Origin of the sequence: Aeromonas sp. s7(2024), assembly GCF_040907825.1 — a bacterium.
GTDB classification, from domain to species: Bacteria; Pseudomonadota; Gammaproteobacteria; order Enterobacterales; family Aeromonadaceae; genus Aeromonas; species Aeromonas veronii.
On sequence record NZ_JBFOCM010000012.1, the window covers coordinates 102,950 to 127,783 of the forward strand.

Genomic DNA, 24,834 nt, shown 5'->3' on the forward strand with positions numbered 1-24,834 from the left:
AAGTTAAAAGCCCAACCCGCTTCGGCGGGTTTTTTATTGCCTGAGACCATCCAATGATCGAACTCGACATCTCCGCCATGACTGAGCAGGAGCAGATTGCCTGCATCCGCGAAAAGCTCAGCGATAAGTGGTGGCGGATGAACAACCTCTACATGATCGAGAATGAGCAAGGCCAGTTGGTGCGCTTTCGTCTGCGTCCGGCGCAAGAGCTGCTGTTCAAGACCATGTGGTGGCTGAACATCATCCTCAAGGCGCGTCAGCTCGGGCTCTCCACGGCCATCGATATCTATCTGCTGGATGAGGCGCTGTTCAACAAGAACCTCAAGTGCGGGATCATCGCCCAGGACTTGGCTGCCGCAGGCGAGATATACCGCACCAAGATTGAAGTCCCTTTCGATAACCTGCCCGGCTGGCTCAAGGCCCAGTTCAAGGTGGTTACTCGGCGCGGCGGGGCCAATGGCGGTCATATCCTGTTCCGGCATGGCTCCAGCATTCAGGTGGCCACCTCTTTCCGCTCCGGCACCGTCCAGCGCCTGCATGTGTCAGAGCACGGCAAGATCTGCGCCAAGTACCCGGAGAAGGCCAAGGAGGTGCGAACCGGTACCCTGCAGGCCATTCACCCGGGCGCCGTGGCCTTCATTGAATCCACCGCCGAAGGTGTGGGCGGCGACTTCCACGCCATGAGCATGAAGTCCCTCGAGCTGGCCCGTGCATCCGGTGAACTCAGTAAGCTGGATTGGAAGTTCCACTTCTTCGCCTGGTGGCAAGATCCCAAGTATCGCGCCGACGTTCCGGTGTCTGGCGTGGTGGCAAGCAAGGTACAGCTTGAATACTTCGCCGCGGTTGAGAAGGCGATGAACTGCACCATCAGCGATGAGCAGCGTCAGTGGTACGTGCTGAAAGAGTCCACCTTGGGCGCAGAGATGAAACAGGAGTTCCCCAGCACGCCGCTGGAAGCGTTTCTGACCTCTGGCCGTAGGGTATTTGACCCCATCGCCACAATGGAGGCAGAGGGCGACTGCATGCCGCCTCTCATCGTCTATGACATGGATCCCGTTACCGGCAAGCGTGAGAAGGCCCGCAAGCCGGACAAACTGGACGAGCAGGGACAGCGCTCCCTCGAAAACATGCTGTTGGTGTGGGAGTTGCCCGATCCCGATGAGGATTACGCCATTGGCGCCGACGTGGCGGAAGGTCTCGAGCACGGCGACCGCTCCAGCTTTGATGTGATCGCCAAGAGTGACGGGCGTCAGGTGGCCCACTGGTTCGGCCATCTGGATCCCGGTCTCTTTGCCCAGCTGCTGGCCCACGTCGGCAAGTTCTACGGCAGTGCAGAGCATGGCCCTGCCTATATCGGCCCCGAGCGCAACAACCACGGCCACGCTGTATTACTCAAGCTGCGCGAGCTCTACCCTACCCGCCGCATCTACACCCAGGAGTATATCGACCGGGATCGGGATGATGAGACCCAGCGCCTCGGCTGGCTGACCACACGCCAATCCAAGCCGATCGTGGTGGATGGCCTCAAGGCCCTGCTGCGAGCCGGTCAGGCCGGGATCCGCTGGATAGGCACCATTTCAGAAGCAACCACCTACGTCTACGACAAGAGCGGCAGCATGAACGCTCAGGACGGTTGCTACGACGACCAGTTGATGAGCTACATGATTGCCCAAGAGATGCGCGCCCGCATGCCAGCCCGCATCGTCAAACCAGAATCCTCCCGTAAACCCAAGCACTGGATGGCCAACTGATGATCAACGCCAAACCAAAGGCCCCCAAGAAAGGCGGTCTCGACACCCAGCAATTGCTCAAGATGATGAGCGATATCAATGGCCAGCCTGACTGGCGAAGCCTTGCCAATCGTGCCTGTGCCTACTATGACGGCGATCAGCTTCCGCCAGAGGTGGTTAAGGTGCTCAAAGAGCGGGGGCAACCCATTACCATCCACAATCTGGTCGCCCCGACTATCGACGGCGTGCTGGGGATGGAGGCCAAGAGCCGCACCGATCTGATGGTTGTCGCTGATGATCACGATGATGAGCTCGAGCAGCTGGCCGAGGCCGTGAATGCCGAATATTCCGACATGTGCCGCCTTGGTGGATTGGATCGCGCCCGTGGCGAGGCATATGGCGGCCAAATCAAGACCGGGCTGGGTTGGGTGGAGGTAAGCCGCCGCGGTGACCCGTTCGGCCCGCGCTACAAGTTCAGCAGCGTCCACCGGGACGAGGTGTATTGGGATTGGTACAGCCGGGAGCCCGATTTGAGCGACTGCCGTTGGCTGATGCGCCGCCGCTGGGTTGATCTGGATGAGGCCAAGACCATGTTCCCGAGCAAGGCGGAGGCACTGGAGTGGGGCGTCAACGATTGGGCCGGTATGGTCAGCCTGACCGCCATAGAGGGGCTGGAACCCAACCTTGTCAGCGCCTATGACGAATGGAGCCAGTTCAGCGGCAAGGAGGTTGAATGGTGCAGCCGAGAGCGGGATCGCGTCCTGCTGCAGGTGGTTTACTACCGCACCTATGACCTGCGCGAGGTGCTGCTGCTCGACTCCGGGCGGGCGCTGGAGTTCGACAAGACCAATCAGCTGCATATAGCCGCTCTATCCATCGGACGAGCAAGGCTGGAGCGCCGTCCGGTAGCCGCGATCCGCGAATCATGGTTCGTAGGCCCCCATCATCTGGTCGATCGCCCCTGTACCGCCCCGCACAACATGTATCCGCTGGTGCCGTTCTGGGGGTACCGCAAGGACCGCACCGGCGAGCCCTATGGCCTGATTGCCCGCGCCATGCCGGCACAGGATGAGGTGAACCTGCGCCGTATCAAGCTCACCTTCTTGCTGCAGGCCAAGCGCGTCATCATGGATAAGGACGCCACCAACATGAGCCGGGATCAGGTGCTGGAGCAGGTAGAACGCCCGGATGGCTATATCGAGCTCAACCCTGACCGCCAGAACAAAACCAGCGTGAGCGACGCCTTCAAGGTGGAGCAGGATTTCAACGTGGCGGCCCAGCAGTTCCAGGTGATGCAAGACTCGGTGAAGCTGATCCAGGACACCATGGGGGTTTATGCCGCCTTCTTGGGGCAGGGCTCGACCGGCCAATCTGGCGTTGCCATCAGCAACCTGGTGGAGCAGGGCGCGACCACCCTGTCGGAGATCAACGACAACTACCGGATGGGCTGCCAGCAAGTTGGGCAACTGGCACTGGCCTATCTGCTGGAGGATATGGCCAGCAAGCGCAACTACAAGGTGACCATCAATCGCGACGACCCGCGCCGGCGCAAGGCGGTGGTCGTCAACGTGGAGCAAGAGGACGGCAAGCTGACCAACGACGTGACCAGGCTGCGAGCTCATATCGCCCTAGCGCCGATCCAGCAGACTGCCGCTTACAAGCAGCAGCTGGCCGAGCGAATGACGCAAGCCATGTCCCAGTTGCCGCCAGAGGCCGCCGCCGCCTGCTTTGATCTGCTGGTCGAGCTGATGGATGTACCGCGCAAAGCTGAGTTTGTGGAGCGGATCCGCAACGCTCTGAACATCCAGAAAGACCCTGACGAGATGAGTGACGAGGAACGCGCCGCAGCAGAGCAGCAAGCCCAGCTTGCCCAGATGCAGCAGCAGATGGCCATGCGCGAGATGCAGGCCAAGCTGGCGGAGCTGGAAGGAAAGTCTGCCAAGCTGCAGGCAGAGGCCCAGCGCATCACCAAGCTGACCGACTCCATTCGCTACGATGACGGCCTCAAGCAGGCCCAGACCGGCAAGACCCTGCAGGAGATGGAGCAGCTGGCAGCCCAGCAGCAGGCGATGCAGGCCGAACAGGCAGCCCTGCAGGCCCAGCTGTTGGACACCATTCAGCAGCAGATAGACGCGATCGCGCTCTGATAGTTGCTTTCCTAATCGCCCAGCGTTAGGATTTCTCCATCATGGCCCAGTCTTTCGAGATTGGGCTTTTTCATTTCCAGACCCGGCCATAGCGCCGGGTTTTTTATTTGGAGCATGCCATGACTGACCGCCAGCAGATTGATGCCGAAATGGAGCGAGACATTGAGGCGCTCGGACTGACAGCTCCGCGCGTTACCCCTGACCAGATCGAGGCACTGATGCGCGGTGTTCGCTATGAGGTGCAGGTTGTACCAGGCACCACAACCACGCTGGCCACCGCCATTGCTGCCAACGGCTTCACCCTTGCCATCGGCATGACCGCCTGCGCCGACCCGGCCAACTTCAATGCAGAGCTTGGCGCCAAGTACGCCATCAAGGATGCCGAAGCAAAGGCCCGCCAAGAGCTGTGGAAGCTGGAAGGCTGGCGACTCAAGTGCCACCTTGAAGAAATGAGCGGGCCGCGAGTCGGTGGCGCAACAAATCCCTAGCGATAGACGACAGCAGCATTTGCCCGCCTTGTGCGGGCTTTTTTATGCCCAGCCCCAGCCGGGGAGCGCTTTCACCGAGAGCCTTCCCCCGCTTGGGCAGCGATACCACCCACTGAAAACCCACGAGGACGACCATGAATACAAGCATCGATAACCTGACCGGAACTGAAAGCCTGGACGAACTGGAAGCCATGCTGGCCGAGATTGAGCAAGCGCCCGATGTCGAGCTGGACAATGGCACTGGCACCAAGCAAACGGACGTAGAACCCGCGCCGTCGGCGGGCGAGGTGGCAGCCGGTAACGAACAAGCCGCGGCCAATCAGGTTGAGGAACAGGCCAACGCACCTGAAAAGGTCGTTATGGCCAAGAACGGTCAACACACCATCCCGTATGAAGTGCTGGAACAGGCGCGCAACGAGACCAAGCAACTGCGTGAGCAGCTGGCTCAGGCGCAGCAGGCCCAGGCGGAGCGGGATAAGTTGCAGGCGCTGTTGGAGAAGAACGGGATCGACCCATCTGTTGACCCTGACAACATCAGCAAGGAAGAGCTTGAGCAGCTGGCGCAGGACTATCCGGATATCGGTAAGGCCCTGATGGCCGTTGCCAGCAAGCTCCAAAAGCTGGAGCCGCAAGCCGCGCCGCAACAGGTTCAGCCATCTGCCAACCCGGCGCGGGATGCGATGCAGACGATCCCCGATCTGGTGGCGTGGCGTGATGGCGACCAAGACCGCTTCGATATGGCCCTCACTATCGATGACAAGTTGCAGGCCGACCCCGCGTGGAGCAACAAGCCGCTGGCGGAGCGATTCGCAGAAGTGGCTCGCCGCACCAAGCTGGCCTTTGGCGACGAGGTTGAAGCGCCTCCCGCCAAGGCACCCGGCAAGGCGGCAGAGAAACCAGCCGATCATATCCCGTCCAGCCCTTCAGAACTCGGCCAAACCCATCACGCACCGGCAACTGGCATCGAGCGCTATGGTGCCATGTCTCAAGCCGATCTAATCGGCGAGATGGGCAACATGACAGAGGCCCAGATCGAGGCGCTGCTGGCGCAGTCCGGGTTCTAACCAACAACCCCGTTTACATCAACCAACCCCGGCCACTGTGTCGGGGTTTTTGTTTTCATGTAGGAGAGGATCATGACCCAAGTCACCTCGGCGCAAGCCAACAAGATTATGCAGGTTGCCCTGTTTACCGCGGCAAACCGCTCCCACTCGCTGGTGAACATGCTTACTGACGAGGCTCACAAGGATGCCAAGGTCAACGGCGGCAAGCAAACCAGCCCGGGCGCTCCGGTGGTTCGCATCACTGACCTGACCAAACAGAAAGGCGAGTCCGTTGATATGCAGCTGTTCCATCAGCTCTCTGGCCGCCCGACCATGGGCGACAAGAAGCTGGATGGCCGCCTTGAGTCCCTGTCCTTCGCTGACTTCGGCCTCAAGGTCAACCAGACCCGTCACGGCGTGGATGCTGCTGGAAAGATGAGTCAGTCTCGCACTCGGCACGATCTGATCAAGACAGCTCGCACACTGCTTGCTGATGGCTACTACGGCCGCCTGGTTGACCAGCGTGGCTTTACCCAGCTGGCAGGTGCCCGCGGCGACTACTCCGCGACCGATATCATTCTGCCGCTGGCGGATGACCCGGAATTTGCCGACATCATGATCAACCCTCTGACCGCCCCAACCTACGAACGCCACTTCTTCGGCGGTGATGCGACCAGCTTCGAAGCCATCGACGCGGCTGACCGTTTCAATCTTGGCTGCGTGGACAATATGGCATTGTTCCTGTCCGAGATGGCCAACCCCATCCAGCCGATCCGCATGGTGGCGGATCCGTCCGGTGGCGAGCCGCTCTACGTGCTCTATGTCACCCCGCGCCAGTGGCACGACTTCTACACCTCCAGCTCCGGCAAAGACTGGCAAGCGATGCTGGCGTCCGCGATGGAGCGCAGCAAGGGCTGGAATCACCCCATCTTCCGCGGTGAAGGTGCGATGTGGCGTGGCATTCTGGTCAAGCCATACAAGGGCATGCCGATCCGTTTCAACCAGGGCAGCACCGTCAAGGTGTGCGCAGCCAACTCCGCGACCGGCGTGGAAGTGGACAAGGTTGCCGGTACCACCATCGACCGCGCCGTGCTGCTGGGCGGTCAGGCGCTGGCCAACGCCTTCGGCTCCGGCGAACAGGGTAGTCACTTCGGCATGCACGAAGAGAAAACCGACCACGGCAACAGCACCGAGATCTCCATCAGCTGGGTATCCGGCCTGCAGAAGATCCGCTTCAAGCAACGCAACGGCAACGTTCAGGACCATGGTTGCATGGTGCTGGATACCGCCGTCAGCGCCGTCGGCCGCTAAGCCACCCACCCGAGCGAGGGGGTTGATGCCCCCTCCTGTTGAAATCTGACCAGACAAGGAGCCTTATCATGGCCAAAACTACCCTGATCGCCCGAGCGTACCGCTGGTTTATTGGTTCGTTCGGCAACCTCTCTATCTCCCCGACCTTGGTGGCCAAGCTGGCGGCGGTGCCGTCCGGCGACGTTATCGCCTTTGGTGACAAGGTGGAGCCAAACCTGAAAGTGGTCGGCGCCACCCTCATCAGCGGCGCGCTGGGCGCCAGCACCACGCTGACCGTCAAGATTGGCGATACCACCATCATCAACGCCGAAGGCACGGCAACGGCGGTATCCAAGTATTTCCCGGTGGACGATCTGATGACGCTGCCCGACCAGGAGATCACCCTCACCGTCGGCGGCGGAGCAGCAACGGGCACGGTCAAGCTCAAGCTGCACTATGAGGTGATCGGCAACCTGTAAGGCTGCCCGTCACGCCACGCCCGGCCCAGCGCCGGGCTTTTTCATTTCTGGATTGGAGATATTGCCGTGAGCGACAAAATTGCCGTGGTTTATATCGGCGACAAGCCGAGCAAGAAAGACACCGTGACCGGATCCCGCCTGGTGTTCCCGCGCCACACGCCAGTTGATGTGGAGAGCCACATCGCCATGCAGCTGCTGGAGTTCCCCACCGTCTGGGTCAGCAAAGAAGCGCTGGCTGGCACGCTGGAGCGGCAGGAGACCATCGCACGAATGGAAGCGGAAGAGCAGGAGCGCCTTGCTGCCGAAGCTGCCCGCCTGGCCGAAGAGCAGAGCATGGTGGTCGGTGATATCGATCTGGCCAAGCTCACCTCTGCCCAGCTGGCGACCCTGACCGAAGGTGAAGATCTGGGTATCGAGCAGAAGGGGCCGCAGGAGAAGGTGGACGACTTCCGCGTTCGCGTGCGTGACGCCCTGAAAATCAAGATGGCTGCCGGTCAAGGTGGTGAGTAATGGTGCCGGTTCTGGATAGCCGTCTGGTTAGTCCGGACACCCTGATCCCGCTGGTTCGCCAGCGGGTTTCTGGCCCGCTCGACAGCATTATCCGGCAGGCCATCATTCGCGCCTCTATCGACTTCTGCAAACGCAGCGCCCTTATCCACCTCGAGCGCCAGTTTGATGAGGTGCTGGAGGGGCAGACGGTGAGCTTTGCCAAGGCGAGCAGCATCAACCGACAGGCCCGCCAGGATGTGCGAGAGCCACAAGTAACTGGCTCGGTCATTCACCGCATCACCTCACAAGGGGTGCCGCTGCAGCCTGGCATTCACTATCACGTTCAGTCAGCCGAGTCTGTGCGGTTTCTGGTGACGCTGCAGGGCGTCTGCATCATTGGTGCCATTGAGCCGCTACCGACAGCAAAGCTGATCCCCGCTGCGCTGGTTGAGGATTACGCCGAGGCGATGGCGGACGGTGCCGCGGCCATTTTGCAGCTCCAGCCAGGCAAGCCGTGGGCAAGCCCGGAGCTGGCGCAGCTTAATCAGATGCGATTCAACGAGGCCGTGAGGGATGCGCACCGCTTTCGCGTGGAGCAAACCCCGAACGCCCAGATCCAGAACCCGGTGCGCCGTCGGCAATTCTTTTAGGTGAGAGTCACATGTCAACCATCAAAGCCCTGCTAGAGCGGATCTCTATCGAGCTCACCGACAAAACCAGAACGAGTTGGTCTGTCGCAGACCTGGTGAGCTACTACAACAGCGCCATCGCGGCGATCGCCAACTATCGCCCTGATGTATTCGCCCAAACACAGGAGTTCACCTGTGTGGCCGGTACCCGCCAAGCCATGCCGGCTGGCGCGGTAAAGCTCATCGAGGTGGAGCGCAATACCGGTGGTCGCAAGATCCGCTTCTTCAAGCGCGGTGAGCTGGATGACCTTGATCCGGAGTGGATGACCGGCACCGGGGCTGCGGCGGCAGAAGCCTACCTTCATGAGCCCACCAACCCGCGCACCTTCTGGCTGTACCCTGGGGTGGCTGCTGGCGTCAAAGTGGATCTGGTGCTCAGTGCACTACCTGCGCCGGTTGACGTGGCTCAGGTGGAGTCTGGCGTTGCTCTGCAGGTGGATGACACCTTCCTCACCCCCTGCATGGACTGGATTATCTACCGCGCCTATCTGCGCGACTCTGACGACACCGCCAACTCCGCCCGCGGTCAGCTGCACCTCCAGGCATTTGCTCAGTACCTTGGCATCAAGCTGCAGATGGAGCGAGCTGTCATTGCTGTGCGTGATGACAAGTTCCAAACCAATCAGGGGTAACCATGATCCGCATTTTCGGCACCATGACCGACCCGACCGGGGTTTGCGTACCAGGTGCGATGATAGAGCTACGAGCAATCAAGAGTCAGATGGAGTCTCTTTATGGCTCCACTGTTACCATCAAGTGCGATGCGCTGGGTGCCTATGACTTTGAGCTTGCCCCTGGCACCTACGATGTCTACGCCCAGAATGATCGCTGTGGCGACATGGACTATCTGGGTATTGGCAAGGTTTCCGCTAGCACTCCCCCCGGGCCACTGAACGCCATCCTTGTTGATGGGGGTATCGACCTTACTCCACCAATGCTGGATGCCGCCATTGAGGCCAGAGATGAGGCTCAGCTGGCAAAGCAGCAAGCTATTGCATCAGCCAAGAGTGCTGATGAGTTTCAAAAGTTGGCTTGGCAGAGCGCAGAGGCAGCGGGACGCAGCGCTCAGCTGGCTGCAACAGATCGCGCTGCCGCAGCGGAGGATGCTGGCAAAGCAGCAGTATCTGCAGGTGAGGCCGCATCGGCAAAAGAAGGCGCAGTTGATGCGGCAAGGGTGGCAGGAGAGCATCGAGTAGCCAGTGAGCAGCATGCCACTTCTGCCGCCGCTGATGCCCATCGTGCAGAGGTAGCGAAGAGTAGTAGCGAACAAGCCTCTTCCGACGCGGCACTGTCGGCGGGCGTAGCCAGCCAGAAAGAAGCGTCTGCGGTTGCATCAGCTGCCGCAGCAGGACAAAGCGCTGCACTTTCAGAGCAGCACAGTACGGCGGCCGGTAACAGCGCCGCCATGGCTGGCGATGAGGCAACCAAGGCAAAGGTGCAGGCTGATAGCGCTATTGCCACTGAGCAGCGGATCCAGCAGGCCGCAGCAGGCCAGCTTGATAGTATCGCGACAGAGGGGGCCAAGCAGATCGCTCAGGCTAAATCACATGCCGACAAGGCTGCCCTTAGCGAGCAAGCCAGTAGCGAATCCGCCACTCGCTCCGAGTCAGCTGCCAAGCGGGCAGAGGAGTTGGTTGACCAGGCTACAGGCGGAGCCTTGCTGAAAGACCAGAACCTGGGGGATGTGCCGAACAAAGAGGCCGCTCGCACTCACCTTGATGTGCCGTCAAAAAGTCAGCTTGCGCAAGCGATCAGCGAAGCGATAGGTGGAGTGACGCCAGCCAGTATCGGTGCTCGGCCTGACTCATGGACCCCAACGGCTACAGATGTGGGGGCTCGACCATCCGACTGGATGCCGACGGCCGCTCAAGTTGGCGCCAGACCGAGTGACTGGCTGCCGAGCCTTGAAGAAATAGGGGCTGCATCAAGCGGGTCGGTGGATGCCTTGCAACCAGCCGGTTCAGCTTCGTTTGTTTATGAGGCCGGGGCGTTGACGCAAATGACCGAGCAACTGCCTGCCGGTGAGCGGGTGACGGCGTACAGCTACACAGACGGTCGGCTGACCAGCGCGGTGGAGACACTGGGGCAGCTTGTCAGAACCACCACATACAACTATCAGGCTGGCATATTGACCGGCTTCACGGCTACAGAGGGGGGCGCATGAGTGCACTAGAACCAGTCATTCTCAACGAAGTTAAATTGACGCAGAAGGCTATTGCTGATTTGGCGAGTTCCAGCTCTTCTGGGCCTATCGAATACCCTTGGTTTGTTTTCTTTAGTAGTAGTTCGTGGACTGTACCTGATGACGGCGAGTACGAGATTATCGTTATCGGTGGCGGACACTCAACGTTTCGCAACGGCTATGCGTCGCAAAATGCAAGGAGAGGGCATGGCGCTGGCTCTGCGTCAGCTCGCGCGCCTAGCAGTACTGACGCGGGTGGTGGCGCAGGTGGTATATCTATATGCCTGTCTCGCCCCATGCAGAAGGGGCAGAGCGTAGTCGTTACTGTAGGGGCTTCTGGAGGCGACTCGACAGTTGTATGCCTTGATGCTGCGCTGAACATGATAGCGAATGGGGCAAAATCAAAAACTGGGGGCAGTGCTTCAGGCGGAGACATAAACGAAAAAGGTGGAGATGGGGCGGAGGCCGCTACAAATGGCGACATCTTCGCGTGCGGTGGTGGTGGTGGGCTTTTTAACTCTAACGGCCAACCCGGAGTGGTCATTAGGGTCGCGAGCCCGTCTGTGTCTGGTATTTTCTCTTACGCTGCAATCGGTGGGGCTGGAGGGGCATTCGGCGGAGCAGGCGGCCCAGCGGGTGTACCTGTTGTTCAAATGCTGTCAGGCACTAACATATCGATTGACTGTGCGTCAACAGCGACTCACGGGCAAGCAGGCGAGGGTGGATGGCTTAATCGAATTCCCGGCTATAAGTCATCTGGTACTAACGGTGAGGGCCTCGTTGCTATTCGGAGGGTGGGATAATGGAAATTGAAATCCTAGACAGCTCTGGGACTGTCATCAATACGATCATTGCAGATGCGGATTTCGCTGATGAATTCTATCCGAATAGTTGGCGCGAGAAGGCAAAGCCCGAACCAGAGCCAGAGCCCATTCCACAGCCCATTACTCTGGACGAGGCGAAGGCGGCTAAAGTCGTCGAGATAAAAGCCGAGGCCGAGCGCCGTATTACTGCGCTCGACTGGCGGTTGCAACGGGCGCAGGAGCGTGAGCAGTTAGGTGAGACAGGGTTCGAGACGGTGGCTGATGTGCTCGCCCTGCGTGAGCAGATCCGGCAGGCCAGCAACGCCGCCGAGCTGGCGGTAGCTACGCTGGTAAGCGTAGAAGATGTGTTGGCATTTACTTGGTAGCCTCCCAGCGTTAGGATATTCCAATCATGGCCCCGCTCTCACGAGTGGGGCTTTTTTGTTTCCGTTTGCCGGAGCATCTAATGCCACTTATCGATATTGTGACCATGCGAGGCATGATACCGCGCGTGGCTGGCCAGCTATTGCCAGATGAAGCTGCAGAGCTGGCGCAGGATTGCGCATTCGACCGCGGGATTATCACCCCGCTGCGTGACGATCTTGGCCTGGGTGTTCAGTTGCCATTTACGCCAAAGACAATTTTCCACTACTACGGCGAATTCTGGTTTGCCTGGAGCGGGCTGGTTGAGGTAATGCGCTCGCCAATCGCACAGGATCAATACAACCGGGTCTACTTCACCGATGGCGCTTATCCGAAGCTGACGTATGACGCGATCGCCACTGGTGGTAGCAACAAGCCTACTGCCTGGTACCGCCTTGGGGTTCCGGCGCCAACAACCCCGCCAGGTGTGCAGTCGATTACCCCGCCATCTGGCGGCAAGGATGATGATCCTACCGATGATGAAACTCGGTTCTATGTCGAAACCTATGTCACCGGGCTGGGAGAGGAGGGCGCCCCTGGCCCTGCCAGCGGTAAAGCCACCATTACCATTCCTGGCTCAACTGTCGCCGTGTCACTTTCTCCAGCACCAACCAACAATAGCAACGTGACTCGCAGGCGTCTGTATCGGTCCGTGTCCGGAGCTGGGATAGCTGATTACCTCCTGGTTGCCGATCTGCCCATCTCTACCGCATCGTATATCGACAGCAAAAAAGATGGCGAGCTCGGGCCTGTACTTGAGACCTACGGCTACACCATGCCGCCAGACAAGATGCGGGGCATCTGTCAGATGGCAAACGGGATATGCGCAGGGTTTGTCGGCAATACCGTGCTGTTCTCCGAGCCTTACCTGCCATATGCGTGGCCTGAAAAGTACAAGTTGACCACCGAGCATGACATTGTGGCTATTGCGGCAATCGATACCGCTCTGGTGGTGGGCACCAAGGGTTATCCCTATCTGTTTCAGGGGGCGTCACCCTCATCTATTACCGGTCAAAAGCTCTCATCGGTGCAGCAGGCGTGTGTGAGCGCCCGCTCCATGGTGGCACTCGATGGGTTGGTGCTGTATGCCTCGCCGGATGGTCTTGTGGGCGTTGGGGCTGATGGCGGCCATCTGGTGACTGAAAGCCTGATCACCCGCGAGCAGTGGCAGGCGTTGCAGCCTGAAACCATGAGGGCATGGTACAGCGAAGGCAAGTATGTCGCGCTGACTGATAGCCACGGCTTTGTGTTCGACCCCAAATCAGGTGACTTTCGCTGGCTGTCTGGGCGATGGGATGCCGCGGTTCCTGATATGCAGATGGATGCGCTGATGATCGCCAAGGGGGCTGATCTCTTTAAGTGGCGCGGCGGAAGCAAGGCGCTGACGATGCAATGGCGCTCAAAACTGTTTGTTCTGCCGCGATGGCAACGGATCAGTTGCGCCAAGGTGACCGCTGATGACATTACCAAGGTTGGGGTTGCCCTGAGGGTTGATGGTGAGGAGGTGTTCAGACTGCCGATTGGTCAGGTTCCCTCAACCGGCTTTCGCCTTCCTCCACTGCGTGGCGATCGTTGGCAAATTGAGGTGGAGGGCAGTAGCGTAGTGGGGCGCATCACCCTTGGCGGAAGCATAGCGGAGGTGTCGTTGCAATGAGCAGTGCCACGTTCCGGGCCAGCAGCACCCAGCAGGGGCTGACTGAAAACATGCAGATCCTGACCGGTCAGAAAGGTGACCGGCTGGATAAAGCGCTGACGCTGCGAGAAGCTGCAGCCATCGGCATGATCAACCTGCGTCGCAATGGGAGCGGGGTGGTGGTGCCAGAATTACCACCAGACAAGCCAACCGATCCAGAGTGGTCTGGGGTTCAAACGCCAACTGCCCCGGTGAATGTCACCGCTGATGGTGCCTTTCATACCATTACGCTCACATGGGACGCCCCTTCCTACAAGGGGCATGCGTTTGCTGAGATATGGCGATCCAGCAAGAACAACGTATCAACGGCCGTGCGAGTGGGCACCACGCTGGCTAACGTTTATTCCGATTCGGTAGGCAAAGGGTTCAAGGCGTTTTACTGGGTCAGGTTTGTCAACAAGAACAGCATGGAGGGGCCTTACCATAGCACAGGTGGCCTTTATGCCGAGACCAGCCGGGATATTCAGGACATCATTGACGAGCTCGATGGCCAAATAAAGCTCAGCCATTTTGATGCATGGCTAAAGCAGGATTATGAGGGGGTAAAGGAAACGGCGGCCAGCTTGGAGAGTGGCGTTGGCAGTATGTGGGCTGTTAAAGCGAGCGCTGGTGAGATTAAGGCCGGCATTGGCCTGGTGGCTAAGTCAGACGGTACCAGCCAGGTGTTTCTCTCAGCCAGCCAAGTTTTTGTTTATGACCCAAACAATCCAAATGGGAGTACAGCTCCACTCTTAGCCATCGATCAGGGTAAGACCGTCATCCAAGAGGCGTTAATCAGAAAGGCCACCATCCAGATCATCCACTCCGAAAAGATCACCGCTGACTATATCAAGGCAGGGGTGAGCATCAGCGCCCCGCTGATTACTGGTGGCGCGCTTGATATGGGGAGCGCCATTATTTCAGATGGCAATGCCGCTTTTGGTCTTGGCGGGCCATACCAGGCATGGGGGAAGGGGTGGAATACGGTAATTTACGCCGATGGCTCTATCTATACCAACCGACTGAAAGCGTCAGGCGTATTCGTTGATACGCTCAATATTCGTGGTGAGGCTGTTACCGTTCCGCTGTTTTATGAGGTCTCGGTTGGCATTAACGTACCAGCAAATACCCCTCCAATGGGTGTTGGTTGCAGGATAAACGGGGTTGCATTCAATGAATCTGCCAAGTGCATGGTCGTTTACACCGGGCTGGCGCAGGGCAACGGCTATACAAACCTTGGCTTGGATCTTGAGGTGTATAACTCGAGCGGGACACTTGTGTTTTCTAAATATCAGGCTGTTACGGTAGGTAATGGCGGCAGTTCGTCAGGTGTGTTCACCACGTCCCTCACCGTAGGACCCGGCACGTACAGCATAGAGGTCAAGGCTGGCAACAACTGGCCAGATGGTAGCTATGACTTGCGCCATGTATCCATGATGGTAATCGGAGTTAAGCGATGAAGTTTGGCGTGTTCGACTTAAAGGACGGGCGACTTAAGGCTGTTGGCGACATCCCGGAGGGGGCAACCCCTGAAATTACGTTTGGCGTAATGGTGCCTGGCGACTTCACCATCGGAAGGCACTACCTGAACAACGCTGGCGTTGTATGCGATGCAGGGGCATCGCCAGGTGAGCACTACATTCAGGCCGGCATTAATGGGTGGGTTATCGATGTCGAGATCTCATCTGCCAGAGTAAGGGCTCAAAGGGATGTGCTGCTCAGTCAGAGTGATTGGGTGGAGCTGCCAAGCAATCGAGAGCGCATGACCGATAAGCAATTTGCTGACTGGTCTTGCTACCGACAATCCCTGAGAGATATCACCAATCAACCAGCGTTTCCGGAGGTTGTATGGCCAGTTCGGCCGGTGTAGCTATTGCCAGAATTGCCTCCGATGCCGACAACCAAAACCTGCCATCAGAGCTGCAAGACGCCATCCGTAACCGGGTGGCGTTTTTGTTTGTGCGTGGTGCTGACGGCTTTGTGTTGAAGCCGATCAGCGAGCAGGGCGCTACCGGCGTGCTGGTATGGGTCGGTTGGGGTGATGGCGGGGCGCCAGAGCGCCACCTGCCGGAGGTGAAGCGGCTGGCCCGCATGATAGGTGCCCGCTGGTTGCGCTTCCACTCTGCGCGCAGAGGGTGGCTCAGAGTGGCGCCAAGAATGGGGTGGGTGCGTCAGCCAGATGATGCTGACGGGCTCTTTGTGTTTCAGATCAACTTGTGAGGTGAGCGATGGGTAAGGGGGGTGGTTCTAACGAGATCAAGGAGACGGAGGCTCAAGTAGCTGCCGCAGAGGTCGCCATGGAGCAGTGGAAGCTCTACAACTCCGACCTTAAGCGGTATGAGGACATCTTCATGAACAAGATGGATGACCTCAACAGCGAGAGCGAGTACGACAAGCTGGCTGGAACGGCTGCGTTGGGTACCGCTCAATCCTTTGGCGAGGCGCGCGCCGGGCTGGCCGACTCCATGGCGGCTGGCGGCGTTGACCCGACCAGCGGCAAGTATCAGGCTGCCATGTCCAATCTGGAGACGGACCAGGCGCTGAGCCAGACCGACACCACCAACCGCGCCCAGTCCAGCCAGCAAGATAAGTATGTGGCTGGCCTCAAGGATGTGGTGAGCATTGGCGCCGGGCAGAAGGCTGAATCGCTGGCGGCCATGGGGGATGTGGCCAATACCAGCCTGCGCAAGGCCACCAGTGACGCCCAGAGTTCATTCCAGAGCCAGCAGGCGACCGCTGGTCTGGTTGGTACGTTGGCGGGGGCGGGCACGGCGTATGGGCTCAGGGAGCTTAAGGCGCCAGCAACAACCGCAACTGTGAGCAAGAAGATCAGCCCGACAGCCAGCGTGCTGCAAGGCAATGGCTATTAAGGGGTAAGCGATGGGATACGCCGCAGATTTATTTGCACAGGTCACTCGCGAGGGTTATCAGGACTGGAAAAATCGCTTCTACCCGAAGCAGAAGGAACTGATGGAGCTGGCCACCAACGGCCAGCTGCTGCAGGGGCAGCTCGGCCGGGTGGATGAGAACAACGTCAACGCCCTGCGCTCGGCCCAGCAGGCCACCGCAAACCGCAACGCCCGCATGGGGGTGAGCAACAGCGTCAACGACAACAGTCAGGGGTTGCGGGCTGCCCTGATGACGGCAGGCACTGAAAACGGCCTGCGCGAGCAGGAGCAGGCACGCCAGATGGGGATCTTGACCGGCGCTGATGCCGGGCTGCGTGAGGCAATCAAAACCGGTGGAGGTATGTAATGGGGTACGGACTGCTTGATATTGGCGCCCAGACGCGCCAGCAGGGGATGATGGGGCTGCGCGATGCGGCCAATCGGGAGCAGGAGATTGAATCTGCCAACAAGAGCCTCAAGGCGGCGCGCAAGGGGCAATCCCTGAGCACCATTGGCACTGGCGCATCGATGGGGGCGGTGCTTGGTATGGCTGGCTCACTGGGTGGCCCGCTTGGTGCGCTGGCTGGCGCTGGCATTGGCTTTCTGGCGGATAGTCTGTTTTAAAGGGGATTGAGATGAGCGTATCAGGATTGGCAGAGGGCTTTCTGGCTGGCTTCAACACCATGGATCGCTACCAACGCGGCCAGAAAGAGGACGAGCGACAAGAGCGAGAGCTTGGGTTGCGCGATACCATGGTCAAGCAGGGGATAGAGGATTCAAATCGTAACTTCTCTCTCAGGCAGGCCAGCTTCGAGCATGACAAAGAGCGCACGAAGACCGCTGAAGAACAGTGGAAACAGGAGTTCGGCCTCAGGCAGAAAGAGTCTGAGGGGATGCAGGCTTACAGAAATGCCAACCTTGGCCTTGCCCAGGCAGAAGAGGGGCGCCGCAAGCAGGAGTATGAGTGGCAGGTAAAGGACAGGGAGAAGCAAGCATACCAACAGGAGAATCTGCCCATCATCCAGTCTGGCTGGCAAGCTGTGGCGGAGGGCAAAGACCCGGGCCAGCAGTTCTGGAACGTGGTGCGGGATCCTCGGGCTGGCACCTTTAACCCGGAGCGCTACCTGCAGCAGGATTATGCCGAGGCTGGCAAGACCTTTGTTACCCATGCTGGCAATCTGATGCGCCAGGCTCAGGAAGGAAAGCTCGACCCGACCACACCGGAAGGGCATGCGGCCGTGAACAACCCGCAGTTTATCAAGGCAGCCGGCACCCTTTATCAGGATGAGGTAAACAAGGGGGTTGGCGATATCGACCCGGATAGCGGCAAGACCATCACCGGCAAGCAGCTGAGCAACATCATGATCACCCCCGACGGGCGCGGTGTGGTGCTGGGTGTGGAGGTGACCTACGACGACGGCAGCAAGGCAGTCCGCCCGGTCACCAATAACCGGACCTCTGCGCCGGATGACACCCCCAAGGTGATCCCCATCAATGACTTCCTGAAACCGGCCTATCAGCGGGCGGCACTGGCCAAACACATGATCGGCAACGCCGACCAGCTGCGCGCCTCTCTTGGCCTGACGGCAGGCCCGGATCAGGCAGGCTACAAGAAGGCGGTTGCTGACCTTGAGAAGCAGCACGGCCAGAACCGCGCCAAGATCTCCTCCAGCAATGCGGAGGATAAAGACCTGCAGCTCGATGCGCTGGATGCCCAGCTTGAACAGAGCAAGGCGGCGCTGGCTGATACCTACGGTCTGACCACCAAAACGGATGAGCCAAAGCAGGAGGCGCCACTCAAGGCGTGGACCGGGGGCGATCCCGAGCGCCTGCAGTTTATCAAGGAGGCCAACCAGCACGGCAAGCTGAGCAGCCTGATGGATAACCCGGCACGGATGAACACGGCGTTCGAGCTGTGGCGCCAGCAGGCGGCCAAGCAGAAGAAAGAGGAGCAAGCCACCGTGACAGCCGGCAGGCTGCGTGATGCGGAGGCTGGTGCCTATCAGGCCATCAGTCTGGCGCAAGCGCGCCGCTAGTTGCCTTTCCAACCCCCCAGCGTTAGCATCTCTCCATAGTCGGCCAGTCTGCTTATTGGCCAGTACTCCCCATATCAAGCCCTGATCGGTTCGCCGGTCGGGGCTTTTCTTTTGCACAAAAAGCCGAGGACACCATGGACAAGCCTGGACTGCGCGACGCCTTGCCACAACCGAAACTATCCGACACCCGCACAGACCCGTTCTGGAGCAATCTCGATAGCAGCCTGTCTGCGGCTGCTGCCCCGTCCGCCGCCCAAACCCCACAGCGCGACCTCAATGTTGGCCTGGGGGATGTGGCGCGCGGCGTGGGCGCTGGCGCACTGGAACTGGTTGGCGGGATTGGTGAGTTGGCCCGGCAGGCAAGCCAGTTTGGCAAGGAGAACGCTGGCAAGCAGGGAGGCGATTACCTGGAGCAGGCTCGCGCCAATATGGCCAGCAAGCTGAGCCCGGTGCTTGATGTGGTGGCTGGCGCTGGCGACTTGGCAAAGTCAGGCGCCGAGTCGCTGACCGATGGGATGAGCGGCGATGCCAAAGAGGCGATCGGCCGCAGCCTGATTGATGAGACGCCAGAGGGGCGCCTCACCATGGGGGATGGCGCTGGGGATCTCGACGTATGGGCCATGAAGATGGCGCAGGGCGTGGGCTCCATGGTGCCGACCCTGCTGGCTGGCGGTGTGACCGGTGCCGCCGCCAAGGCCAGTATCGGGCGCGCCGTTACCACCTCCATGCTCAAGCGTGGGGCTACTCAGGAGGTGGCCGAGGCTGTCGCCGCCAAGACGGTGGCCAAGCTGGCGACCGGCGCAGCCGTCACCACTGGCGCGACCGGTTCGGTGGGTAGCGCGGGGGTGAATACCCGCGAGTCAGTGCTGGGCATGAGCTTTGATGAGCTGTCCCGGAGCGATACCTTCCGCCAGGCATTCACTCGCATCGACCAGGATCAGCAGACGCAACACCTCTCTGATGAGGAAAAGCTGTCGCTGGCCCGGGAGGAGACTGCCAACGTTGCCAGCCGAGCCACCATGAGCGACGCCAAGGTGTGGGGCGCTGCAGCCATGGGCTCTGTGATGGGCGATGCCATGCTGTTCAAGATGCTGGCTGGCAAGGCGGCGACCGGTGGCGTGCTCAAGGGGGCAGCCAAGGGGGCGGTAGGTGAGGGGATTGGCGAGACCCTCGAGGAGGGGGTACAGCAATACACCATCAACGAATCCCTTAACGAGGTGGCCGCTGCCGATATCGACCCGATGAAAGGAGTGGTGTCCAGTGCGCTGGAAGGCGGCCTGATCGGCATGGGTACCGGTGGCGCCCTGGGTGGCGCTGGCGGGCTGCGTGGCAGCAAGTCACAGCCAGAAAGCGAAGGGGGCGCACAGGCAGATCCCGCCACTGTGGAGGATGTCGCACCTGTTGAGCCTGGTGATCCGATGCAGGAGAGCCCCACTGCCGCACCGGCAGATCCAGACTTGGCGCCTGCCGCCGACGCCATGGCCGATCCGGTGGTTGCACCCTCTGGCGAGCAATCCCCGCTCGGCCCTAGCGCCAGCCAGTTTGACGAGCTGCGTGATGTGCCAGCCTACCTGCGCCGCGACGATACCGCGGAGCGGTTCAAGGGCATGGCCGAGAGCAGCCCGGTGCAAGAGGCGCTTTCCGGAACGTCCGCGCCAACAGTTGATGACCTTCTCTCTCAGGCCGCGTCTCAGCAGGTGGATACTATCGAAGCTCCTGCCATTTCAAGCCGGCAGCAAGCGGAGGAAGAAAATGCGGCGGAGCAACTTACAACAGCAACAGATACAGATACAGCAGAAGGGATTGTTGCTGACGATGCGGCTCAAGCACAACCACTGGAGCAGAATCCAGCGCCCTCTGCACTGGATGCAGTAGTTGGCTCGCTCCAGACACTCCGCATCACCCGCAAAGGCAAGCCATTCGCAACCGAGAAAGAGGCTGCCATGGCCAGCCGCAAGGGCAAGGAGATGCCGGTGCCGCTCAATGGTGGCGGCTTTGGGGTGGCCGAGATCGCCGAAGTGGAGCAGGTGAAGGCTGCTGCAACCACGCAACCAAGCGCCACGCAACTCGATGACATCAGTGTCACAGACCAGAACCAACCATCTGATCAGCCAGCTGCAAGCGTAAGCGCTGAAACAGTTCCGGCGCCGTCCGTCACCTCGGGCGAGGCCAGCCAACTAGCACCAGCTATCGATACCGGATACCGAGAGGTGATCCCCGTCAACCAACCCCAGGCAGAGGTGAGCAATGAGCCAGTTACCCCAGTACCTGCAATCAGCAGTGAAGGACAAGGCGATCAGCCTGGCGCAGGCGAACCGGCTGCAGCAGGCACTGGACCAACCATTGCCGGACTCGCAGACCGAGCTGGACCCGGAAATCCGGCAGACAACACTCCTGCTTCACCTGTACCTGATGGACAGCAGCAAGATGACCAGACACTGACAGCCCCGGCCACTGATGCCGGGGTTGCTGCTTCTGATGGGGCACAACCAGAGCCAGTGCGACAGATCGAGGCGGCCCGCGCCGAGGTGGCGCCTGAACCAACCGACGCTCAGAAGGAGGCCGGCAACTACAAGAAAGGTCACCTCAAGCTGCTGGGGTTTGATATCGCGCTCGAGAACCCCAAGGGCTCTACCCGTTCCGGCACTGACAAGGATGGCAAGGCGTGGCAATCCACCATGGCCCACGATTACGGCTATATCAAGCGCACACTGGGGGCGGACGGGGATCATGTCGATGTATTCATCGGTGAACAGCCTGATAGCGAAACCGTCTACGTGGTGGATCAGGTAGACCCCAAGACCGGCAAGTTTGATGAGCACAAGGTGATGATGGGCTTTGCCGACGAGCAGGCCGCCCGGGATGGCTACCTTGCCAACTACGAGAAGGGGTGGAAGGGGCTTGGCTCCATCAAGGCGATGCCGGTGTCGGAGTTCAAGCGCTGGGTGAAGGAAGGTGATACCACCAAGCCGGTTACCGATGCTGCGCCCGCCAAGGGGCCAGAGCAGAGCAAGGCGCAGAAGGCTGAGCCAGCGAAGGAGCCTGAGCGCGTTATAGCCTTTTCCAAACAGGCCATGGCGCAGGGCGAGAAGCCAGCCAAGCACCTGACCCGCAAAGAGGCGGAACTGGTCACCAAGGAGTGGTTCAAGCAGTACCGTGGCGCCAGTGGCATTGATGTGCAGATCCACGCGACACAGGCCGAGCTGGAGCGGGCGCTGGGGCTGGCAGCCAAAGATGGCCTGATCCGCCGCGCCGCGTTCGATGATGACAATGGCACACTGCATGTGGCCGCCGACACCATCGCCCACCCCAAGCGGATGCGCGAAATCCTGCGCCATGAGGTGCTGGCCCACTATGGCCTAGCCAATGTGCTGGGCGATGGCGAGTACACCAAGCTGATCAGCCGCATCATCAAATCGAAGAGCGCCCCCAGCATGAAGGCGGTGTGGGATTGGGTAGATACCCATTACGCTGGCGAGGATGTCGGGGTGCAGGCCGAGGAGGTGATCGCCCACCTGGCCGAACTGGAGCAGAGCGCCTGGCGTCGCGGCTGGGATCAAGTGGTGGCATGGGTTACCAAGGCGCTGCGCACTGTCGGCTTTGTGCCTGGTGGCATTACCGCAGCTGAAACCAGAGTGCTGATTGAGGGGCTGGGCAAGAAGATGAAGCGCGGCGGCCCTGACAATGGCGGCCCGGATGGTGGTCAGAAGTTCAGTCAGGAGGATGGACGTACCAGCCAATATAAAAACCCGCTCGGTACGACCCAAGGGCTCCAATTGCCCAAGCGTGGTTCACCAGAACGGGTTTCTGATTCAAATGTACTCACCAAGGATGATATCCGCAAGGGCGGGCTCAAGATGAGCCAAGCCAATACGGCTGCTGACAAAGCCATGGAAAAGCTCAATTTAGGCCCCAAGCCTGACATCATCGACAAAACCAAGGCCAATCTGGACAAGCTGCGCAAGGTTGATCGCGGCGTGGTTGAGTCATGGGTAGACCGCTTTATCAAGAAAGCCAACACCGAAGTGCTCGATGCGCTGGCCCCCATCAAGTACGCAGAGGATGCGGCAGGCATTACCGATGCAGCCGATTCCGGCTATGTTGCGGCGCGGATGGCGACCGGGGCTGCATCCACCATGCAGGCGACCATGCTCTATGGTCTGCCGGAGTGGAAGGACGGGGTGATCCAGCGCAAGGCGGGTACCGGCGAGAAAGACGCGCTGCTGGGCATCTTCTCCGATCTTGGGGCCGATCTGCACAACTGGCTGGGCTGGATGGCCGGTCACCGGGCCGAACTGCTGATGGCGCAGGGCAGAGAGAACCTGCTCGATGCCAATGACATTGCGGCACTCAAGGGGCAAGGCAAGGGTAAGGAGGCCAAATTCCTTGATGCCAAAGCCCGCTGGAACCGCCTCAATGCCGCAACTCTGGATCTGGCACAGGAGGCTGGCCTGTTCACCAAGGAGGCGCGGGCAGAGTTTGAAAGCGAGTGGTACATCCCGTTCTTCCGTGAAACCGAGGATGGTGATGTGATCGCCCCCTTTAAGCCGAAGGGGATTGCCAACCAGAACGCAGGGATCAAGAAACTCAAGGGCGGGGAGGCCAATACCAACGACCTGCTCGAGAACATTTTCACCTCGACCTCCAAGCTGATTGACGCCTCTATGAAGAACATGGCGGCGCAAAAGACTGTCTGGAATCTGGCGGATACCGGGCTAATCGAGGTGGTCGCCAAGCCCAATATGATGGACTGGCGGGCGCTCAAGAACGGCAAGGACCTGATCACCGTCAAGCTGGAAGGTGAGGACTACATGATCCGGGTTGAAGATCCTGACCTGTATCGGGCCATGACATTCTTCGACCGCCAGCCATTCGGCACCATGATCAACATGGCATCAAAGGCCAAGCGCCTGCTGACAGCCGGGGTGACCGCATCACCTGAGTTTATGCTGCGCAACTTCCTGCGCGACTCACTCTCCAGCTGGGCGATCAGCAAAGACGGCTTCAAGCCGGTGATCGACTCCATCAAGGGGGTGAAAAAGACCCTGGCGATGGACGGCAGTACCATTGATGTGATGTTCAGCGGCGCCAGCTTCCTGGGTGGCTATGTCAACGGTAACGACCCGGGCGCCATGGCCGACACCGTGCGCAAGTCACTGCGCCGCAAGGGGATGACGCCGGAGCAGATTGCCCGCTACGAAAAGAGCATCATCCGCAATGCGGCACACGCTAAAGGTGTGGTGGCTGACGCATGGGAGAAGTACAGCCGCTATGGCGAGGCGCTTGAGAACGCTAACCGCGAGGCGGTCTATGCCGCTGCCATCAAGGCGGGCAAGAGCCACGCACAGGCGGCGTTCGAGTCAAAAGACCTGATGGACTTCTCCATGCTCGGGGCTGCCAGAGCCATTCAGGGGGCGTCCCTGGTGCTGCCGTTCTTCAATGCTCGCCTGCAGGGTCTGGGCAAACTGAGCCGGGAACTGCGCGACAACCCCCGTGAAATCGCCAAGCGGGCTGGCATGATCACCGCCATGTCGCTCGGTCTGCTGGCCGCCAACTGGGACGATGAGCGATACGAAGAGCTGCCGGATTGGGACAAGGACGCCAACTGGCACTTCTTTGTCGGCGATCAGCACTTCCGGATCCCCAAGCCGTTCGAGATTGGCGTGATGTTCGGCACCATCCCGGAGCGCATGGTGCGCGCGATGGGAGACAAGGACACCGGCGCCCAGTTCGGCAAGGCTGTGGCCCGGGCAATTGGCGATACCTTTGCCCTTAACCCCACCCCGCAGATCATCAAGCCGCTGGTAGAGGCCGCCTTCAACTATGACACCTTCCGCGGCGGCCCCATCGACAGCCCGCAGGATCTGGCCGTCAAGGCGGAGGCCCGCTACAACGAGCAGACCAGCTTGCTGATGCGCGAGCTTGGCGAGCTGTCTGGCTTCTCGCCCAAGCAGCTTGAGCACTTGGTGATTGGCTATACCGGCACCATCGGCGGTTATGTGATGGCCACGGCTGATGGCCTGATCAGGGCATCTCGCCCGGGTGAGTCGGCCAGCTGGCGCGCTGACGAGATCCCGCTGGTGAAAGCCGTGTACCGCGGCACTGGCCCGGCCAAGTCCACCCAGCATATGGAGGAGTTCTACCGGATGCTGAGCGAGGTGAACCAGCTCAAGCGCACCGTTGACCAGTACCGCAGTGAAGGGCTGGACGATAAGGCGAATGAGCTGCTCGAGGAGCAGGGCGGCATCTTGAAGTCACGCCGCAGCCTGAGCCGTACCCAGCAGCAGGTAAGGGTGGTGCGCAACAAGATTGAGCTGATCCAGCGTGACCGCACCATGAACGCAGAGGAGAAGCGCAAGCGCATTGATGAGCTACTGGCCCGCCGCAACGACCTGGTATATCAGGCGGTAAACAAGAACAGGGAGAACTGGGAGTAAGGGAGAATAGCGGCCCTGGCTGAGCCCATGCGAAGGGG

Annotated in this window: 20 protein-coding genes; all 20 read left to right on the plus strand. The window is 59.8% G+C overall.

The window, feature by feature from the left end:
* Positions 1 to 53: 53 nt before the first annotated feature.
* The 20 genes from AB5Y73_RS03945 to AB5Y73_RS04040 all read left to right on the plus strand — a co-directional run bounded on the left by AB5Y73_RS03945 (position 54) and on the right by AB5Y73_RS04040 (position 24,796).
* Positions 54 to 1,751 (plus strand): terminase, encoded by a 1,698-nt coding sequence (locus AB5Y73_RS03945; RefSeq protein WP_279499515.1) that lies wholly within the window; start codon positions 54 to 56, stop codon positions 1,749 to 1,751.
* Positions 1,751 to 3,877 (plus strand): portal protein, encoded by a 2,127-nt coding sequence (locus AB5Y73_RS03950; protein WP_279499516.1) that lies wholly within the window; start codon positions 1,751 to 1,753, stop codon positions 3,875 to 3,877. The genes AB5Y73_RS03945 and AB5Y73_RS03950 overlap by 1 nt, the downstream gene beginning before the upstream one ends.
* A 119-nt stretch (positions 3,878 to 3,996) precedes the next feature.
* On the plus strand, positions 3,997 to 4,365 hold the full coding sequence (locus AB5Y73_RS03955) for a Gp49 family protein (RefSeq protein WP_279499517.1): 369 nt from the start codon (positions 3,997 to 3,999) through the stop codon (positions 4,363 to 4,365).
* Between the two features lie 134 nt (positions 4,366 to 4,499).
* Positions 4,500 to 5,429: a hypothetical protein gene (locus AB5Y73_RS03960; protein ID WP_279499518.1), complete on the plus strand. Its 930-nt coding sequence runs from the start codon at positions 4,500 to 4,502 to the stop codon at positions 5,427 to 5,429.
* A gap of 72 nt (positions 5,430 to 5,501) precedes the next feature.
* Positions 5,502 to 6,719 carry a DUF4043 family protein gene (locus AB5Y73_RS03965; RefSeq protein WP_279499519.1) on the plus strand — a complete coding sequence of 406 codons (1,218 nt, stop codon included), beginning with the start codon at positions 5,502 to 5,504 and terminating at the stop codon, positions 6,717 to 6,719.
* Between the two features lie 68 nt (positions 6,720 to 6,787).
* Positions 6,788 to 7,177, plus strand: a complete 390-nt coding sequence (locus AB5Y73_RS03970) for a hypothetical protein (protein WP_279499520.1) — start codon at positions 6,788 to 6,790, stop codon at positions 7,175 to 7,177.
* 66 nt (positions 7,178 to 7,243) lie between these two features.
* The gene (locus tag AB5Y73_RS03975) at positions 7,244 to 7,687 is read left to right on the plus strand and encodes a hypothetical protein (protein WP_279499521.1); all 444 of its coding nucleotides are present in this window, start codon (positions 7,244 to 7,246) and stop codon (positions 7,685 to 7,687) included.
* Positions 7,687 to 8,316, plus strand: coding sequence for a hypothetical protein (locus AB5Y73_RS03980; RefSeq protein ID WP_279499522.1), 630 nt, complete (start codon positions 7,687 to 7,689; stop codon positions 8,314 to 8,316). The genes AB5Y73_RS03975 and AB5Y73_RS03980 overlap by 1 nt, the downstream gene beginning before the upstream one ends.
* Before the next feature lie 11 nt (positions 8,317 to 8,327).
* Positions 8,328 to 8,987, plus strand: coding sequence for a DUF6682 family protein (locus AB5Y73_RS03985; protein ID WP_139401804.1), 660 nt, complete (start codon positions 8,328 to 8,330; stop codon positions 8,985 to 8,987).
* 2 nt (positions 8,988 to 8,989) lie between these two features.
* Entirely contained in the window at positions 8,990 to 10,519 is a 1,530-nt protein-coding gene (locus AB5Y73_RS03990; protein ID WP_368147305.1) for a hypothetical protein, read from the plus strand.
* Between the two features lie 820 nt (positions 10,520 to 11,339).
* The gene (locus AB5Y73_RS03995; protein ID WP_279499526.1) at positions 11,340 to 11,726 is read left to right on the plus strand and encodes a hypothetical protein; all 387 of its coding nucleotides are present in this window, start codon (positions 11,340 to 11,342) and stop codon (positions 11,724 to 11,726) included.
* Between the two features lie 80 nt (positions 11,727 to 11,806).
* Positions 11,807 to 13,417, plus strand: a complete 1,611-nt coding sequence (locus AB5Y73_RS04000) for a hypothetical protein (RefSeq protein WP_368147306.1) — start codon at positions 11,807 to 11,809, stop codon at positions 13,415 to 13,417.
* On the plus strand, positions 13,414 to 14,895 hold the full coding sequence (locus AB5Y73_RS04005) for a DUF1983 domain-containing protein (protein WP_279499529.1): 1,482 nt from the start codon (positions 13,414 to 13,416) through the stop codon (positions 14,893 to 14,895). The genes AB5Y73_RS04000 and AB5Y73_RS04005 overlap by 4 nt, the downstream gene beginning before the upstream one ends.
* Complete coding sequence (locus AB5Y73_RS04010; RefSeq protein ID WP_279499530.1) at positions 14,892 to 15,305, plus strand: tail fiber assembly protein; 414 nt, start codon at positions 14,892 to 14,894, stop codon at positions 15,303 to 15,305. Before AB5Y73_RS04005 ends, AB5Y73_RS04010 begins: the two co-directional genes overlap by 4 nt.
* A complete protein-coding gene (locus AB5Y73_RS04015; RefSeq protein ID WP_279499531.1) occupies positions 15,284 to 15,655 on the plus strand; it encodes a hypothetical protein in 372 nt (123 codons plus the stop codon). Before AB5Y73_RS04010 ends, AB5Y73_RS04015 begins: the two co-directional genes overlap by 22 nt.
* A gap of 8 nt (positions 15,656 to 15,663) precedes the next feature.
* On the plus strand, positions 15,664 to 16,305 hold the full coding sequence (locus AB5Y73_RS04020) for a hypothetical protein (RefSeq protein WP_368147309.1): 642 nt from the start codon (positions 15,664 to 15,666) through the stop codon (positions 16,303 to 16,305).
* A 10-nt stretch (positions 16,306 to 16,315) separates the two neighbouring features.
* Positions 16,316 to 16,690, plus strand: coding sequence for a hypothetical protein (locus AB5Y73_RS04025; protein ID WP_279499533.1), 375 nt, complete (start codon positions 16,316 to 16,318; stop codon positions 16,688 to 16,690).
* Positions 16,690 to 16,947 (plus strand): bacteriocin, encoded by a 258-nt coding sequence (locus AB5Y73_RS04030; RefSeq protein ID WP_279499534.1) that lies wholly within the window; start codon positions 16,690 to 16,692, stop codon positions 16,945 to 16,947. Before AB5Y73_RS04025 ends, AB5Y73_RS04030 begins: the two co-directional genes overlap by 1 nt.
* Before the next feature lie 11 nt (positions 16,948 to 16,958).
* Entirely contained in the window at positions 16,959 to 18,359 is a 1,401-nt protein-coding gene (locus AB5Y73_RS04035; RefSeq protein ID WP_279499535.1) for a hypothetical protein, read from the plus strand.
* Between the two features lie 134 nt (positions 18,360 to 18,493).
* Positions 18,494 to 24,796 carry an LPD38 domain-containing protein gene (locus tag AB5Y73_RS04040; protein ID WP_368147310.1) on the plus strand — a complete coding sequence of 2,101 codons (6,303 nt, stop codon included), beginning with the start codon at positions 18,494 to 18,496 and terminating at the stop codon, positions 24,794 to 24,796.
* Positions 24,797 to 24,834 lie beyond the last annotated feature (38 nt).

What these genes read in the sequence shown, in the direction of transcription:
- AB5Y73_RS04035 (WP_279499535.1), top strand. Translation starts at nt 16,959, where the DNA reads ATGAGCGTATCAGGATTGGCAGAGGGCTTTCTGGCTGGCTTCAACACC.
- AB5Y73_RS03945 (WP_279499515.1), top strand. Translation starts at nt 54, where the DNA reads ATGATCGAACTCGACATCTCCGCCATGACTGAGCAGGAGCAGATTGCC.
- AB5Y73_RS04015 (WP_279499531.1), top strand. Translation starts at nt 15,284, where the DNA reads ATGGCCAGTTCGGCCGGTGTAGCTATTGCCAGAATTGCCTCCGATGCC.
- AB5Y73_RS04010 (WP_279499530.1), top strand. Translation starts at nt 14,892, where the DNA reads ATGAAGTTTGGCGTGTTCGACTTAAAGGACGGGCGACTTAAGGCTGTT.
- AB5Y73_RS04025 (WP_279499533.1), top strand. Translation starts at nt 16,316, where the DNA reads ATGGGATACGCCGCAGATTTATTTGCACAGGTCACTCGCGAGGGTTAT.
- AB5Y73_RS03980 (WP_279499522.1), top strand. Translation starts at nt 7,687, where the DNA reads ATGGTGCCGGTTCTGGATAGCCGTCTGGTTAGTCCGGACACCCTGATC.
- AB5Y73_RS04030 (WP_279499534.1), top strand. Translation starts at nt 16,690, where the DNA reads ATGGGGTACGGACTGCTTGATATTGGCGCCCAGACGCGCCAGCAGGGG.
- AB5Y73_RS03965 (WP_279499519.1), top strand. Translation starts at nt 5,502, where the DNA reads ATGACCCAAGTCACCTCGGCGCAAGCCAACAAGATTATGCAGGTTGCC.
- AB5Y73_RS03960 (WP_279499518.1), top strand. Translation starts at nt 4,500, where the DNA reads ATGAATACAAGCATCGATAACCTGACCGGAACTGAAAGCCTGGACGAA.
- AB5Y73_RS04040 (WP_368147310.1), top strand. Translation starts at nt 18,494, where the DNA reads ATGGACAAGCCTGGACTGCGCGACGCCTTGCCACAACCGAAACTATCC.
- AB5Y73_RS04005 (WP_279499529.1), top strand. Translation starts at nt 13,414, where the DNA reads ATGAGCAGTGCCACGTTCCGGGCCAGCAGCACCCAGCAGGGGCTGACT.
- AB5Y73_RS03950 (WP_279499516.1), top strand. Translation starts at nt 1,751, where the DNA reads ATGATCAACGCCAAACCAAAGGCCCCCAAGAAAGGCGGTCTCGACACC.
- AB5Y73_RS03955 (WP_279499517.1), top strand. Translation starts at nt 3,997, where the DNA reads ATGACTGACCGCCAGCAGATTGATGCCGAAATGGAGCGAGACATTGAG.
- AB5Y73_RS03995 (WP_279499526.1), top strand. Translation starts at nt 11,340, where the DNA reads ATGGAAATTGAAATCCTAGACAGCTCTGGGACTGTCATCAATACGATC.
- AB5Y73_RS03990 (WP_368147305.1), top strand. Translation starts at nt 8,990, where the DNA reads ATGATCCGCATTTTCGGCACCATGACCGACCCGACCGGGGTTTGCGTA.
- AB5Y73_RS03970 (WP_279499520.1), top strand. Translation starts at nt 6,788, where the DNA reads ATGGCCAAAACTACCCTGATCGCCCGAGCGTACCGCTGGTTTATTGGT.
- AB5Y73_RS04020 (WP_368147309.1), top strand. Translation starts at nt 15,664, where the DNA reads ATGGGTAAGGGGGGTGGTTCTAACGAGATCAAGGAGACGGAGGCTCAA.
- AB5Y73_RS03985 (WP_139401804.1), top strand. Translation starts at nt 8,328, where the DNA reads ATGTCAACCATCAAAGCCCTGCTAGAGCGGATCTCTATCGAGCTCACC.
- AB5Y73_RS04000 (WP_368147306.1), top strand. Translation starts at nt 11,807, where the DNA reads ATGCCACTTATCGATATTGTGACCATGCGAGGCATGATACCGCGCGTG.